This is a genomic window from Kitasatospora sp. NPDC004614, from assembly GCF_042873675.1.
Taxonomy (GTDB): domain Bacteria; phylum Actinomycetota; class Actinomycetes; order Streptomycetales; family Streptomycetaceae; genus Kitasatospora.
The window spans coordinates 45,690-60,004 of sequence record NZ_JBIALR010000020.1 but is presented as its reverse complement, the minus strand read 5'-3'; the positions used below and the strand labels follow the sequence as shown (position 1 = coordinate 60,004).

Sequence of the window (14,315 nt, the reverse complement as noted above, 5' to 3'; positions counted from 1 at the left end):
GACCACCAGAGCCATGACCACCACCGTTGCCGTGCGCACCGCGCAGGACGACTACACCACCGTCCGCACCGCCATCGGCGTCTACCCGATCACCGCCCCGCTGGTCCGGATCTCCGGCGGCGACCGCTACGAGTTCCTCGACCTGTTCCTCGCCAAGTCCAGCGAGTACGTCGAGCCGGACACCGTCCGCGAGGCGCTGGCGCTGAACCAGGACGGCTCGCCGTTCGCGATCCTGCTGCACTTCGAGATCGGCGACGACTCCTGGCTGCTGCCCCGCACCCCCGTCTCCGCCGAGGCCCTGACCGGCTACCTGGAGGCCCTGGAGGCCCCGGCCGACGTCACCGTCGAGGTCGCCCCCGAGGGCTGGGGCGCCACCGCGTTCGAGGGCCCGACCGCCTGGGCCGCGGCCGCCGCGTTCGTCGAGTTCGACATCTCCGGCCTGACCCTGCACGGCGTCACCGAGTCCGCCGTCCCCGGCGAGCCCGCCGCGCTCGCCCACCTCGCCCGGGTCGGCACCACCGGCGAGTACGGCTACCTGCTGCTGTCCAACGCCCCCGAGGCCGGCCACGCCGCCGCCGTCGAGGCGGTGCTCGCCCAGGGCGGCGCCGAGGTCGGCGACGAGGGCCTGGCCCGCGTCCAGGCCGAGGCCGGCATGGCCGTCTACGCCGCGGGCTTCGCCGGCCTGCCGGTGCACGAGGCCGACCTGGCCTGGATGGTCGACTGGAACCGCATCGGCGAGTTCCTCGGCTCCGAGGAGCTGGTCAAGCCCACCGCCGAGAACGCCAAGATCACCGCCCTGGCCGCCCCGGCCGGCGCCGCCTTCACCGTCGGCACCCCCGTCACCGCCGGCGGGCAGCAGATCGGCACCGTCATCTGGCAGGCCCCGTCCGCCAACGCCGACGAGGAACTGATCGTCGCCAAGCTGGACGCCCCGTTCTGGGTCCCCGGCCTGGAGCTCACCGCCGCCAACGAGGACGGCGCCGACACCCCGGTGCGCACCGTCACCCAGCCCCGCGTCATCGCCCGCTCGCTCACCACCCGGATCCACTGATGACCAAGACCACCGAACGCATCGCCCTCACGGGCCTCGGGCTGATCACCGGCGCCGGCGATGACGTGGAGAAGAGCTGGGCGTCGATCTCCCAGGGCGTCTCCGGCATCCGCACCAACACCCTCTTCCCCACCACCGAGCTGCTCACCGACTGGGCCGGCATGGTCACCGCCGAGCAGCCCGCCGACCTGGACCGCTGCTACGCGCTGGCGGCCACCGCGATCCGCGAGGCACTGCGCAGCTCCGGCCTCGACCTGGACACCGTGGACCGCGACCGGGTCGCCGTGGTGGTCGGCTCCAGCCTCGGCGCGATGCCCACCCTGGAGACCGTGCACCGCGGCCTGGTGAAGGACGGCGTGCTGGACGCCGTCCAGGCCGCCGCCTCCCAACTCCCCTGCGTGGGCGACTACATCGCCGCCGAGTTCGACCTGCGCGGCCCCCGCGTGGTCCTCTCCAACGCCTGCGCCGCCAGCGCGGTCGCCCTCGGCTACGCGGCCGAACTGCTCTGGAAGGGCGAGGTCGACTACGTCATCTGCGGCGGCGTCGACCCGCTGGCCCAGCTCTCCGCGTACGGCTTCTCCGCCCTCGGCGCGCTCGACCCCGAGCCGTGCGCGCCGATGTCCGCCTCCACCGGGCTCACCCTCGGCGAGGGCGCCGGCTTCATGGTGCTGGAGTCCGCCGAACGGGCCGCCGAACGCGGCGCCGCCCCGCTCGCCGAACTCGGCGGCTACGGCCTCTCCTGCGACGGCTACCACCAGACCGCCCCCGACCCGAGCGGCAAGGGCGCGGCCGCGGCGATGGCCCAGGCCCTGCAGACCGCCGGCCTGGCGCCCGAGGACGTCGACTACGTCAACCTGCACGGCACCGGCACCCCCGCCAACGACGTGTCCGAGCCCAAGGCCGTGAAGCTGCTGTTCGGCGCCGAGGTGCCGCCCGCCAGCTCCACCAAGTCGATGCTCGGCCACACCCTGGGCGCGGCCGGCGCGGTGGAGGCGATCGTCTCCACCATGGCGATCGACCGGGGCGTCATCCCGCCGACGCTCAGCACCCGCGGCGTCGACTCCCCGTTCGGGCTGGACATCGTCCCGAACACCGGGCGGCCCGCCCCGCTCGAGGTGGTCGCCTCCAACTCCTTCGCGTTCGGCGGCAACAACGCCACCGTCGTCCTCAACAAGCCCGGTCGGCCCGCCCGTTCGGCCCGGCGCACGCAGCCCGTGCACCACGTCGTGGTCACCGGCGTCGCCGGACTGGCCGGCTCGTCCGCCTCCACCGAGGAACTGACCGCCGCGCTCGCCGCCGGAAAGGTCGGCTTCGACACCCTGGAGCAGGTCGCCGGCATCGGCGAGCGCCCGATCGGCCGGATCGACGTCAAGGCCGTCGCCAAGCGCCTCAACCCCAGCAAGGCCCGCCGGATGGACCCGCTGGGCGTGCTCGCCGCCGGCGCCGTCGGCGACCTGTACGAGCGGCACGGCAAGCCGTCCCGCGCCGAGGCCGAAGGCACCGGCATCGTGTTCGCCACCGGCTACGGCCCCGTCACCTCGGTGCTTGACTTCCACCGCGGCGTCATCGAGAAGGGCATCACCGGCGCCAACCCGGCGACCTTCGCCAACACCGTCGTCAACGCCGCCGCCGGACACGTCGGCATGCTGCACCGCTACCGCGGCTACACCGCCACCATCGCCAACGGCGGCACCTCCTCCGTCCTCGCGCTCCAGCTGGCCGCCCGGGTGATCGCCCGCGGCATGGCCGACCGGATCATGGTCGTGGTCGCCGACGAGTTCCCCGAGCAGGCCCTGGCCACCCAGGCCCGACTGCCCGGATACGCCAAGACCGCGCACATCGAGCCCGGCCGCGGCACCGGCACCGTGCTCTCCGAGGGCGCGGCCGCGATCCTGCTGGAGTCCGAGGCCTCCGCCGCCGCCCGCGGCGCGAACGTCCTGGCCGACGTCCGGGGCTTCGGAGCCTCCGGCGAACCGGCCGGCATCGGACGGATCGGCCGCGACGGCGAAGCCTGGGCCCGCGCCCTGCGCGGCGCCCTCGCCGAGGCCGACTCCACGCCCGAGCAGATCGACACCGTGGTCTCCGCCGCCTCCGGCTACCGCCTGGTCGACGTCGCCCAGTCCCGCGCCCTGGCCCTGGCCGGCCTCTCCGACCGCCCCACGGTCACCCCCAAGGCGCTGCTCGGCGAGACCTACGGCTCGGCCGGCGCCCTCGGCCTGGTCGCCGCCCTCGCCGGGGACGCCCCCGCCGGACGCCTGCTGCTCTCCAGCTTCGCCTACGGCGGCTCCTACGCTGCCGCGGTGTTCGACGCGAGGCCGTGATGGGCACCGTGCGCACGGCCCTGCGGGCCGCCGGGGACTGGCTGACGGAGGAACAGCGTCCGGAGACGGACCTGGTGACGCTCGGCTGGGCCGGCCGACTGGGCCCGGTACTCGCCGCGGCGGGGCCGGTGGCCGGCCCGGGCACCGGCCCCGTGCCGGCCACCCGGGCCGCCGGGGACTGGCTGACCGAGGAACAGCGCCCGGAGACCGACCTGGCGCCGACGGACGGCCGGTTCAGGACGCCGGACTCGGAGCCCGGCGGGGCACCGAACTCCGGCCGGGTGCCGGGCGGCGGCCCGGCACCCACCCCGGCACACCGCCCGCAGGCCCGGGCGGCGACGGAGATCACGGCCGGCGCGCCCGCCCCGCAGATCAGCCAGGACGACGAGGCAACCATCGACTGCCTCGTCACCCACCACCCCAACCTGCCGCGCGACCGGATGGGCAACCGCCTGAACGACGCCGGCCGGTGGCTGATCACCGAGGCGGTGGCCAGCCTGTACGGGGTCCGGCTGCGGCCCCGCGAACTGGCCCGCGACGAGCACCGGCGGTGGAGCGTCCCGGCCCTCGGCCTGACCGCCTCGGTCGCGCACTGCGCCACCTACTCCACGGTGGCACTGGTCTCCGACCAGACCGTCGGCGTGGACCTGCAGGACCACCGGGACCGCCCGTACGCGATGCAGTGGCTGGGCGCGCTGCTCGGCCGCCCCGACGGCGAACCCGCCACCATGCGGGACTTCGCCGAGTGCGAGGCCCTGATCAAGGCCTCCCACCTGCGCAAGGAGACCTTTGCGGGCGTCCGGCTCCCGGACTGGCGACCGGGCTGGCGGCCCACCAACACCGGCCACCTGATCCGCTCCGCCGACCTCGGCCACGGCCTGCACCTCGCCCTCGCCACTGACGCCCCCGCCGCCGTCCGCTGGTGGTGGCAGCCGAACCCGACCGCCCCCGCCACCCGCACCGAAGCACTCACCCCGGAGGCCGCCGCATGACCGCCACGGCCCACCCCCGGCCCGGGGCGGAAGCCGTCGTGGCCCGCACCTGCCCGCGATGGGACTGCTCGGCCGAACCCGTCGACCCGCAGACGGACTCCGGCCCGGCCCCGACGCCGGCCGAACCCGGCAGCGCGCGGCGCCAGGTCGTGGCACGCACCTGCGCCCAGTGGGACTGCCTGCCCGAACCCGCCGAGGGCGTCGTCGCCCCGGCCCTGGAGCTCGTCGCATGACCGTCGCCGCGACCCGCACTCGGCGGCCCGAACTCGGTGGCGCGCAGCGTGGTTTCGGCACCGTCGCCGCGACCCGCATCCGGCGGTCCGAACTCGGTGGCGCGCAGCGTGGTTTCGGCGCCGTCGCCGCGACCCGCATCCGGCGGTCCGAACTCGGTGGCGCACAGCGCGGCTTCGGCGCCGTCGCCGCGATCCGCACCTGGCGGCCCGAACTCGGTGGCGCACAGTACGACTTCGGCGCCGTCGCCGCGATCCGCACCTGGCGGTCCGAACTCGGTGGCGCGCAGTACGGCTTCGGCACCGTCGCCGTGACCCGTACCTGGCGGTCCGAGCTCGGTGGCGCGCAGTACGGCTTCGGCGCCGTCGCCGCGGCCTGCACTCGGCGGTCCGAGCTCGGTGGCGCGCAGCGCGGCTTCGGCGCCGTCGCCGCCGCCCGTAGCCGCTCGCGGCGAGGTCGCCCGGCGTCGAAGCTCGAACTCGCCACCTCCGCACCCGAGTTCGCCGCAGCCCGCGCCGAGCAGTTCGAACCCGCCTGCGCGCAACGCGACTTCGGCACCGTCGCCGCAGCCCGTAGCCGCTCGCGGCGAGGCGGACCAGCGTCGAAGCTCGAACTCTGCACCCCCGCACCGGAGTTCGCCGCAGCCCGCGCCGAGCAGTTCGAACCCGCCTGCGCGCAACGCGGCTTCGGCACCGTCGCCGCAGCCCGTAGCCGCTCGCGGCGAGGTCGCCCGGCGTCGAAGCTCGAACTCGCCACCTCGGCAACGGAGTTCGCCGCAGCCCGCGCCCCGCAGCTCGAACCCGCCCGCGCGCAACGCGACTCTGGCGCCGTCGCCGCCGCCCGCAGCCGCTCGCGGCGAGGTCGCCCGGCGTCGAAGCTCGAACTCGCCACCTTGGCGCCGGAGTTCGCCGCAGCCCACGCCCCGCATCTCGAACCCGACCGCGCGCAGCGCGGCTTCGGCACCGTCGCCGCCGCCCGCAGCCGCTCGCGGCGAGGCCGCCCGGCCGCACCGCAGCGCCGTTCCGTCGACCGCCCGGCGCCGAAGTTCGCACTCCCCGCCGTCCGCACCGAAGCCCTCACTCTGGAGCCTGCCGCATGACCGCCACGGCCACCGCCACCGCCGCCCCGGCCCGGGCCTACACCCGGCGGATCTCCCAGATCGAGCGCGGCTACCTGAACGCCAACGCCACCGGCACCCCGCAGCTGATCCAGATGGTGATCGAGGGCGAGGGCCGCATCGACCCGGAGCAACTCGCCGACGCGGTACGGCAGTCCACCGCCGTCAACCCCGGTCTCGCGGTTCGTCGCAAGGGCCCCAACTGGCGGGCCGAGGACACCCTCCCGCCGATCACCGAGCTGCCCGTCGACGCCGGGTTCGAGCACCCGTTCTTCCACCGCGACCTGGACGTGGTGGCGGGGCCGGTCTGCGAACTGGGCCTCGCCAACGGGCCGGTGACCACCCGCCTGGTGGTGCGGGCCAGCCACATCGTCACCGACGGCCGCGGCCTGCGCTACTGGATCGAGGACCTGTTCCGCGCGCTGCGCGGCGAGAGCCTGCTCGGCGCGGACTCCACCGTCGACGACACCCACTTCCGCACCGCCGCCGCCCCTGTCCCGGCCGCCCCCGTCCCGGCCCGGGTGGAGGGGTACCCGGCGATCCTCGGGCAGGGGCCCGCCGACGGGACGGCGCTCTGGCTGCGCCGCTCGGTCGCGGCCACGCCGTCCGCCGCCACCGCCCGGATCGGCGCCGCGGTGTCCCGCCTGCTGGCCGCCGAATCCGGTCGCCTGATCATCCCGGTGGACCTGCGCCGGCACGACCGCGAGGTGCGCTCCACCGCCAACCTGACTTCCCAGCTGGTGCTCGACCTGCACCGCGAGGACCGCTGGAACCGGCTGCACAGCCAGCTGCTCGCAGCCATGCTCCGCAAGCGCGAAGTCGCCGCCCTGGAACGGGACTTCCTGCGCAGCAACCCGTTCGCGAACTCGCTGCGGGAGGCCCAGGAACTGGACGGCACCCGCTTCCCGTGCACCGCGATCCTCACCGACCACGGCCGGATCGACACCGAGCTGTACCGCACCGCGGACTTCCGTCCCACCGAGTACTACACGCTGCCGATGCTCGTCCCGTACGCCGAGATGTTCCTGAGCACCTGCCAGCTCGACGGCCGCACCGAACTCACGCTGTCCTGCCGCAACCGGCCCGACGCCCGTCCGGCCGCCGAGGCCGTCCTCGACGAGGTCGAGCGCGCCCTGCTCGCCACCGACTGACCCGGCACCCCTCCTCCCTCCCGCTGATGAAGGACCTGCGAAGATGCCCACCAAGCAGCCCGCCCGCACCACGGTGAACGCGGTCAAGGGCACGGCCCGCCGCAAGCCGGGTCCGGCGCGCAAGCCCGCCGCGAAGCCCACCACCACCGCCGCCGCGAAGCCGACCACTGCCGCCACCCCGAAGCCCGCCGAGTCCAAGCCGGCGGTCGAGGAGACCGTCGCACTCGCCGCGGCCGAGCCCGAGACGCCGGCCACCACCGCGCAGACCGAGGCCCCGAAGGCCGACGCCGCCCCGCCCCAGGCCGGCCCGCCCCAGGACGCCCCGCCCCAGGACGCCCCGCCCCAGGACGCCCCGTCCAAGGCCGCGCTGATCACCATGGCCGCCGCCATCGCCGGCGGGTTCATCGCGCTGCTGGACACCACCATCGTCAACGTCTCCATGCAGGAGACCACCGCCCGGTTCGGCGGCATCAACCAGGTGCAGTGGGTGGTGACGGCCTACCTGCTGGCGCTGGCGGCGACGATGCCCGCCACCGGCTGGCTGGCCACCCGGTTCGGCACCAAGCGGGTGTTCGCCGCGGCGACGGCGCTGTTCGCGCTGGGTTCGCTGGGCTGCGCCGCCGCCCAGTCGTTGGACCAGCTGATCGCGGCCCGCGGCCTGTCCGGTGCGGCGGCGGGCATCCTGACCCCGGCGTCGACGATCCTGCTGACCCGCGGTGTGCCGCGCGAGCACCTGGCCAAGATCCAGGGCCTGAACGGTTCGGTGATGCTGATCAGTCCGCTGCTCGGCCCGACCATCGGCGGTCTGCTGGTCGCCTGGGGCGGCTGGTCGGCGGTGTACGTGGTGAACATCCCGTTCTGCGCGATCCTGCTGGCCGCCACCCTGCGCTGGGTCCGCAAGGACGCCCCGCCGGCCGGCAGCGCCAAGCCGCTGGACCTGCTGGGCCTGGTCTCCTCGGCGACCGCGACCGTCTCTCTGGTGCTGGCCATCCACGCGTACGCCGAGCGCGGCGCCGAGGTGAGCGCCTCGCTGCTGGTGCCGCTGGGCCTGGCGGTGGTCGGTGCGGCGGTGTTCGTGGTGCGTGAGCTGAAGGCGAAGTTCCCGCTGCTCGACCTGCGGCTGTTCCGCATCCCGGTGTACGCGACCGCGGTGGTGAACATCTTCTGCCTGGGCTTCGTCCTGTACTCGCCGATGATGCTGATCCCGCTGTACTTCGAGGACGCCCGCGGCGAGTCCGCGGTGACCACCGGCCTGCTGATGTCCGTCGGCGGCCTGGGCGTGGTGACCGCCGCCTGGCTGTCCCGGGTGCTGCTGCGGAAGATCGGCGGCGGCGCGACGGTGCTGATCGGCATCTGCCTGACGATGATCGCCACCGTCCCGATGACCGGCCTGACCGGCACCACCCCGTACTGGCTGATCTGCGGCAGCCTGGTGGTCCGCGGCCTGGGCACCGGCCTGACCATCGTGCCGACCATGACGCGGGCGTTCCAGTCGATCCGTCAGGAGTCCATCCCGGACGCCTCCGCGCAGCTCAACCTGACCCAGCGGATCGGCGGCGCGCTGGCCATCGCGGTGGTCACCGTGGTGCTCACCGACTCCGCCCGCAGCCACCACGGCATGGTGCCGGCCGCGTTCGCGCACTCCTTCGGCTGGCTGCTCGGGGTGTACGGGGTGACGCTGCTGCCCGCACTGGCGCTCCTCCTCGCGGACCGCCGGGAGAAGAAGCGCCAAGCCGCGACGGCGTGACGAACCGCCAAGCCGCGACGGCGTGACGAACCGCCAGCGCGACGCCCACAAGGCCTGTCCGGCCGATCCCGCCGGACAGGCCTAGCGCGTGGCGGGGAGCCAGCCGTCCTGGACAGCGTGCACCCCGGCCTCGAAGCGGCTGCGGGCGTCCAGACGTTCCATCAGGTTGGCGGCGAACCGGCGGGCGGTGCGCGGGGAGACGCCCATCCGCTTGGCTATCGCCTCGTCGGTGTGGCCCTGCGCGAGCATCTTCAGCACCGCCAGCTCGTGCGGCGGCATCTCGTTCTCGTCGCACTTGGGCGCGTCGCCGACCGGGATCGCACTGGCCCACACGCCCTCGAACAGCGCGCACAGCGCGGCCACCGTGCCGGCGCCGCGCAGTACCACCGCGCCGGCCCGGGCGTTGTCGGTGTCGATCGGCAGGACCGCCTGCTGGCGGTCGAAGATGATCATGCGGATGGGGAGTTCGGGCACCGTCCGGACCTGGCCGCCCTGCAGGTTCAGCCAGGTGACGTGGTCCAGGGTGGGCCGGTGGTTGCGGACGCTGTCCAGGTAGACGGTGCGCATCTGCACCCCGCGCTCCAGCAGCGCCGCGTTCGGCTGCCGGCTGGCCCGCAGGTCCTCCTCGGTGTGGGCGCCGCCGGGGGCGAAGGTCGCCACCTCGCAGCGCACCGATCCGGCCAGTTCGGCCAGCCGCTCGCGGATCGTCTCCGGGCCGTCCAGCTGCTCGGACGCCGCGTCGGTGGCGGTCGGCCGGAACGCCGAGCACTCCGCGATCAGTTGGGCCGCCGCGGCCCGCGATGCCTCTATCCGCAACTGTTGGGCCGCCAGCTCGGCCTGCTGGCGGGCCAGCAGCACCTCCATCGCGGTCTCCGGGCCGACCGCCCGGAACCCGATTCCCTCGCGGGCGGACGGCTGGATCAGGGCCAGTTCGCTGAGCCGGTCGAGTCCGGTGCGCACTCTGTCCTCGGTGAGGCACAGGGCTGTGGCCAGCGCCATGACCCCGGCCCGCGGGTCGGCGAGCATCCGGCGGTAGATGGACTCGGCCTCCGCGTCGAGCCCCAGAACGTCCAGCATGGATCGGTCCCCGTTCGATCAGCGCCAGTAAGTAGGTCTACATGATTTCCTGAGCTTACTGACACCGGGCAACCACACCCTGACCCGCACATTCCGGAAACGTGTCCGGACAACAACGGCCCGGACACGGCCCGTGAAACGTTCGGAAATCCACCCGTCCTCAGGCTGTCACCAGCAGCTGACGGTCCGCCGGTGCGGCCGGGGCACCGGCCCCGTCCGACGGCTCGGGCAGCAGCCGCGAGCAGTCCCGGACCAGGCTGTGGAACGAGAACAGCGCCGCCCCCTCCTGTCGGATCAGGTTGTTCTCGAACAGCGCGTCCAGGCAGCACTCCACCTCGTCCGCGCTCAGCCCGGTCACCGCCGCCGCCCGGTCCACGTCGAACGACCCGGCGGGCTGACGGCTCATCAAGCAGCTGAACCGCTGCTGGGCCCGGTCCAGGTACTGGTAGGACGCGCGCAGCAGCGCCATCAGGTCGCGGTCCCCGGTGCGCAGGCAGCGCGCCCGCCGCTCCGGGTCGGCCAGCCGCTCCACCAGGTCGGCCACCGACCACGCCGGACGGTCCCGCAGGCGGGTCGCGGCGATCCGCACCGCCAGCGGCAGGTAGCCGCACAGTGCCGCTGCCTCCGCCGCCCGGACCGGCTCCCGCGCCACCCGGCGCTCCCCGGCGATCCGGGCGATCAGCTCCACCGCGTCACCCGGCGGCAGCACGTCCAGCGGCAGCGCCACCGAGCCGTCCAGCGCGCTCAGTTTGCGCCGGCTGGTCACCAGCACCAGGGTCTCGCCGGCACCGGGCAGCAGCGGGCGCACCTGGGCGGTCGCCGCCGCGTCGTCCAGCACCAGCAGGCAGCGCCGGCCGGCCAGCCGGGAGCGCCACAGCGCGGAGCGCTCCTCCAGCGAGGCCGGGATCCGCTCGGGCCGCACGCCGTCGGCGCGCAGCAGCGAGGCCAGCGCCTGGGCGGGCGGTACCGGCGGCTTGGACTCGTCGAAGCCGTCCAGCGCGGCGAAGAACTGGCCGTCGGGGAAGTCGCTGGTCACCCGGTGCGCCAGGCGCACCGCGAGGGTGGTCTTGCCGACACCGCCCATGCCGTCGATGGACAGCATCAGCGGAGCTCCGGCCGTCCGCTGGGACACCGCCTCCTGGAGCAGGACGAGTTCGCCGGTCCGGCCGGTGAAGTCGGAGAGGTCGTGCGGCAGGCAGTTCGGCCGCTGGCCGGGCGCCGGGTCGCTGCCGGCCGGCGGCCGCGCCGTGACCGGTTCGCCGACCTGGCCGGGGGTGTCGTGCACGCCGGGCGCGTCCGCGAGGATCTCCGCCTGCAGCGCCCGCAGTTGGGGGCTCGGCTCCAGGCCGAGTTCGTCCGCCAGGAAGCGGCGGCCCTCGTCGTACACGGCGAGCGCGTGCGCCTGCCGGCCGCTGCGGCACAGTGCCGTCATCAGGCTCCGCCGCAGCGAGTCGCGCAGCGGGTACTCGGCCAGCAGCGCCGTCAACTCGCCGACCAGTGAGGAGGTTTCGCCGACCTTCAGGCGCAGCGCCATCAGGTCTTCGAGTGCGGTCAGCCGCTGCTCGTTCAGCTTCACGGCGGCGCTGGTCACCGCGGGGCAGTGGATGCCGGCGAAGGCGTCGCCGCGCCACAGGTCCACCGCGGACTGCAGCAGCCGGATCGCCTCCAGGACCTGCCCGTCGCGTTCGGCGGCCCGGGCCTCGCGGACCTTGCGGGTGAAGCGGTGCGCGTCCACCGCGTCCTCGGGCACGGCCAGCCGGTACCCGACGTCGACCGTCACCAGCCGGTGCTCGCCGGCGGCCAGCACCCGTCTCAGGTCGCGGATCGCGTTGTGCACCTGGGGTCTGGCCGACGGCGGCGGGTCCTCCCACAGCTCGTCCACCAGGAAGTCCATCGGCACCACCCGGCCGGCGTTCAGGAGCAACAGCGCCAGGAGTCTCTGCTGCCGCATGCCCCGGACGTCCACCAGGACGCCGCCCTGACGCGTCTCCAGCGCGCCCAGGACCAGGTATTCCATCGTCTTCACCCCCGTGAGTGTCGGTCGGATGTGTGCTCGTCGGTGTCGTGCGGGGGCTCAGCCGCCCCAGGTGACGTCGCCGTTCGGGGAGGCGCCCGGGCCCGGGGTGGCCGTCGCGGTCTGCGCGACCTGACCGGCGCCGGTGCCGTCGGCGAGATTTCCGGAGTGTTCCACCGTTGTCGCGGAAAAGGCCAGGGCGGCAATTGCGGCGAGCGAGAAAGCGAGGAACTTGGAGACGCGGGCGACCGGCACTGGAATTCTCCTCGTAAATGGTGGGATTTCTTCGGGATTGTTTTCCCGGGTTTTCTGCCGGCGTCCGCGCTCTGCCGACACCGCTACTGTGCTCCGCCCCCGCCCCGGTGGGAACGGGTCGCGCCTGGACGGAACATGCACTGTCCTAAGCCGTCCACGCGGAGGCTAGTCGAAGTCCCACCAGGGCCCGGGAGCCAGTGCGGTGCCCACCGAGAGGACGGCGAAGCCGACCAGCGCGGACTCCTTCCGCACCGCCCGCCGCACCAGCCCGGCCGCCCGGTCCTCCGCCTCCAGCAGGGTGGATGCCAGGCTGAACACACCCACGGTGACCTCGTCGGATCCGGTCAGATGGACGCTCACGTGCTCCAGCGCGTCCGGGACTTCCGCGTGAGAACGAATCAATTCCGCCAGGTCGGGAGGAGCGCCTCGACCGACCGGCGAGCGTAGTCGCGCGTGGACCAGATACATACTCTTATCTTCGACCCCCTCACTAGGGGCCCGGTCGATTCCGGCCTGGTCGATTTAGGTCATGACATAAACCGACCAGGCCAGGCATCGGGCCATTTCGGGCCGAAGGGCGACAGCGCCCCGGGAGCGGCCGGCGCTCCCGGGGTCGCGTCAAGTCGTTGTCCACAGGTCTGTGGACAAGCTTGCGAGTGGAACGTCAGCGGCCCTGGAGCGCCTTGACGTTGTCGCCGAAGCTCCAGCCCTTCGAGCCGTCCCAGTTGATCGACCAGTCCATCAGACCCTTCAGCTGGCCGTTGAAGGCGCCCCAGGACTGGCTGACCAGGCTCGGCGCCATGTACCCGCCGCCCGCGCCCGGCTGGGCCGGCAGGCCCGGGACCTGCTTGTCGTACGGGACCTTGATGGTGGTGCCCTGGATGGTGATGCCGTTGTTCAGGCAGGTGGTCTGCGCGGTGAAGCCCTGGACGGTCCCGGCCGAGTAGGAGTCGCCGGAGCAGCCGTACATCGAGCCGTTGTAGTACTGCATGTTCAGCCACCACAGCCGGCCGTTGTCCACATACTTCTTGATGACCGGCAGGTAGGCGCCCCAGATCGAGCCGTAGGTGACGCTGCCGCCGGTGACGTACGCGGTCTCGGGGGCCATCGTCAGGCCGAAACCGGCCGGCATCTGGGCCAGCACGCCGTCGATGATGCGAATCAGGTTGGACTGCGAGGGGGACAGCGTGCCGATGCTGCCGCTGCCGGACAGGCCGGTCTCGATGTCGATGTCGATGCCGTCGAAGTTGTACTTCTTCAGGATCGGCACGACGGTCGCCACGAACCGGTCCGCGACGGCGCTGGAGCTCAGGTCGATGCCCGCGGCGGCGCCGCCGATCGACATCAGGATGGTCGCGCCGGCCGCCTTGGCCTGGCACATCTCGGCGGGCGTGGAGACCTTGACGCCGGTGTCCATGCCGTCCTGCCACAGCACGGTGCCGTCCGAGAGGATCACCGGGAACGCGGCGTTGATGACGTTGTACCCGTGCGCGGCCATCCGGCTGTCCGTGATCGGCGTCCACCCCATCCCGGGGTGCACGCCGTTGGACGCGCCGTCCCAGTTCTCCCAGTACCCCTGCAGCACCTTGCCGGCCGGCCGCGGCTTGGTCGGACAGGTCGCGTCACCCGAACTCGGGCTCGACGACGGGCTGCTGGACGCACTGCCGGACGGGCTGCTCGACGGGCTCGACGAGGGGCTGCTCGACGGGCTGGACGAAGGACTGGAGGAAGGGCTCGACGACGGGCTTCCGCTCGGCGAGGGGCTGCTGCCGCCGGGACCGGAGAGCGTGACGTCGTCCGCGTAGTACGCGGGCTGCCCGTACCAGCCGTGCACGAAGACGGTCACCGACGTGGTGTTCGCGCCGGTGCTGAAGGAGACGCTGAGCTGCCCGTACGAGGCGTTGTTGGCCGTCCAGGTGGACGGGGATCCGGTCAGCCCGGTGCCGGTGGCGCCGAGGTAGACGTAGCTGCCCTGCACGTACGCGCTCAGCGTGTACTGCGAGTTGGGCTGCACGCTGATGGTCTGGCTGCACTGCGCGGTGTCCTGGCCGCCGGGGGTGGCCTGGAGCGCGGAGCTGCCGGAGTGGACGGGGCTGCCGACGGTGCCGGCGCCGGAGCAGGTCCAGCCGGAAAGGCCGTTCTCGAAGCCGGAGTTGACCACCAGGTTGGTGGTGTCGGCGGCGGCCGTGACGGTGCCGGCGACGGCGAGGCCGGTGCCGACCACGGCGGTCGCGCAGATCCCGGCGAGCGAGCGCTTCAGCATGCTCGGTCCGGCGTCCGGCCGGATCACCTGCGCTGCGCGTTCCACGCCCGCCCGGTGCGGGCGTGACATGCGTGAGCTCCGACGGAACATGTGGTG

At 73.6% G+C, this 14,315-nt stretch carries 12 protein-coding genes; 7 read left to right on the top strand and 5 right to left on the bottom strand.

From position 1 onward, the window contains the following. The first annotated feature begins 13 nt into the window (after positions 1-13). From ACFYST_RS30360 to ACFYST_RS30330, 7 genes are read left to right on the top strand one after another with little or no spacing between them, the layout of a single operon-like run. Positions 14-1,051 (top strand): aminomethyl transferase family protein, encoded by a 1,038-nt coding sequence (locus tag ACFYST_RS30360; protein ID WP_387640542.1) that lies wholly within the window; start codon positions 14-16, stop codon positions 1,049-1,051. Continuing rightward, positions 1,051-3,372, top strand: a complete 2,322-nt coding sequence (locus ACFYST_RS30355; RefSeq protein ID WP_387866936.1) for a beta-ketoacyl synthase N-terminal-like domain-containing protein — start codon at positions 1,051-1,053, stop codon at positions 3,370-3,372. Before ACFYST_RS30360 ends, ACFYST_RS30355 begins: the two co-directional genes overlap by 1 nt. An 8-nt stretch (positions 3,373-3,380) precedes the next feature. Continuing rightward, positions 3,381-4,364, top strand: coding sequence for a hypothetical protein (locus ACFYST_RS30350; RefSeq protein WP_387866933.1), 984 nt, complete (start codon positions 3,381-3,383; stop codon positions 4,362-4,364). Continuing rightward, positions 4,361-4,597: a hypothetical protein gene (locus tag ACFYST_RS30345; protein ID WP_387640548.1), complete on the top strand. Its 237-nt coding sequence runs from the start codon at positions 4,361-4,363 to the stop codon at positions 4,595-4,597. Before ACFYST_RS30350 ends, ACFYST_RS30345 begins: the two co-directional genes overlap by 4 nt. Next, positions 4,594-5,694: a hypothetical protein gene (locus tag ACFYST_RS30340; protein ID WP_387866932.1), complete on the top strand. Its 1,101-nt coding sequence runs from the start codon at positions 4,594-4,596 to the stop codon at positions 5,692-5,694. The genes ACFYST_RS30345 and ACFYST_RS30340 overlap by 4 nt, the downstream gene beginning before the upstream one ends. Continuing rightward, positions 5,691-6,863, top strand: coding sequence for a hypothetical protein (locus tag ACFYST_RS30335; protein WP_387866929.1), 1,173 nt, complete (start codon positions 5,691-5,693; stop codon positions 6,861-6,863). Before ACFYST_RS30340 ends, ACFYST_RS30335 begins: the two co-directional genes overlap by 4 nt. A 43-nt stretch (positions 6,864-6,906) precedes the next feature. Beyond that, positions 6,907-8,610: a DHA2 family efflux MFS transporter permease subunit gene (locus ACFYST_RS30330; protein ID WP_387866928.1), complete on the top strand. Its 1,704-nt coding sequence runs from the start codon at positions 6,907-6,909 to the stop codon at positions 8,608-8,610. An 81-nt stretch (positions 8,611-8,691) separates the two neighbouring features. Here the strand turns inward: ACFYST_RS30330 and ACFYST_RS30325 are convergent, their stop codons facing one another. From ACFYST_RS30325 to ACFYST_RS30305, 5 genes are all read right to left on the bottom strand, one after another. Then, positions 8,692-9,687, bottom strand: a complete 996-nt coding sequence (locus ACFYST_RS30325; RefSeq protein ID WP_387640557.1) for a LuxR C-terminal-related transcriptional regulator — start codon at positions 9,685-9,687, stop codon at positions 8,692-8,694. A 160-nt stretch (positions 9,688-9,847) separates the two neighbouring features. Next, a complete protein-coding gene (locus tag ACFYST_RS30320) occupies positions 9,848-11,704 on the bottom strand; it encodes a BTAD domain-containing putative transcriptional regulator (protein ID WP_387867048.1) in 1,857 nt (618 codons plus the stop codon). Between the two features lie 57 nt (positions 11,705-11,761). Then, a complete protein-coding gene (locus ACFYST_RS30315; protein ID WP_387866926.1) occupies positions 11,762-11,956 on the bottom strand; it encodes a hypothetical protein in 195 nt (64 codons plus the stop codon). A 165-nt stretch (positions 11,957-12,121) separates the two neighbouring features. Further along, a complete protein-coding gene (locus tag ACFYST_RS30310) occupies positions 12,122-12,358 on the bottom strand; it encodes a hypothetical protein (protein ID WP_387640563.1) in 237 nt (78 codons plus the stop codon). Between the two features lie 262 nt (positions 12,359-12,620). Beyond that, positions 12,621-14,288 (bottom strand): carbohydrate binding domain-containing protein, encoded by a 1,668-nt coding sequence (locus tag ACFYST_RS30305; protein WP_387866924.1) that lies wholly within the window; start codon positions 14,286-14,288, stop codon positions 12,621-12,623. Positions 14,289-14,315 lie beyond the last annotated feature (27 nt).

Excerpts from the sequence above, each read along its gene's own strand:
- ACFYST_RS30360 (WP_387640542.1), top strand. The coding sequence starts at position 14 with ATGACCACCACCGTTGCCGTGCGCACCGCGCAGGACGACTACACCACC.
- ACFYST_RS30355 (WP_387866936.1), top strand. The coding sequence starts at position 1,051 with ATGACCAAGACCACCGAACGCATCGCCCTCACGGGCCTCGGGCTGATC.
- ACFYST_RS30345 (WP_387640548.1), top strand. The coding sequence starts at position 4,361 with ATGACCGCCACGGCCCACCCCCGGCCCGGGGCGGAAGCCGTCGTGGCC.
- ACFYST_RS30340 (WP_387866932.1), top strand. The coding sequence starts at position 4,594 with ATGACCGTCGCCGCGACCCGCACTCGGCGGCCCGAACTCGGTGGCGCG.
- ACFYST_RS30335 (WP_387866929.1), top strand. The coding sequence starts at position 5,691 with ATGACCGCCACGGCCACCGCCACCGCCGCCCCGGCCCGGGCCTACACC.
- ACFYST_RS30330 (WP_387866928.1), top strand. The coding sequence starts at position 6,907 with ATGCCCACCAAGCAGCCCGCCCGCACCACGGTGAACGCGGTCAAGGGC.
- ACFYST_RS30325 (WP_387640557.1), bottom strand. The coding sequence starts at position 9,687 with ATGCTGGACGTTCTGGGGCTCGACGCGGAGGCCGAGTCCATCTACCGC.
- ACFYST_RS30320 (WP_387867048.1), bottom strand. The coding sequence starts at position 11,704 with ATGGAATACCTGGTCCTGGGCGCGCTGGAGACGCGTCAGGGCGGCGTC.
- ACFYST_RS30305 (WP_387866924.1), bottom strand. The coding sequence starts at position 14,288 with ATGTCACGCCCGCACCGGGCGGGCGTGGAACGCGCAGCGCAGGTGATC.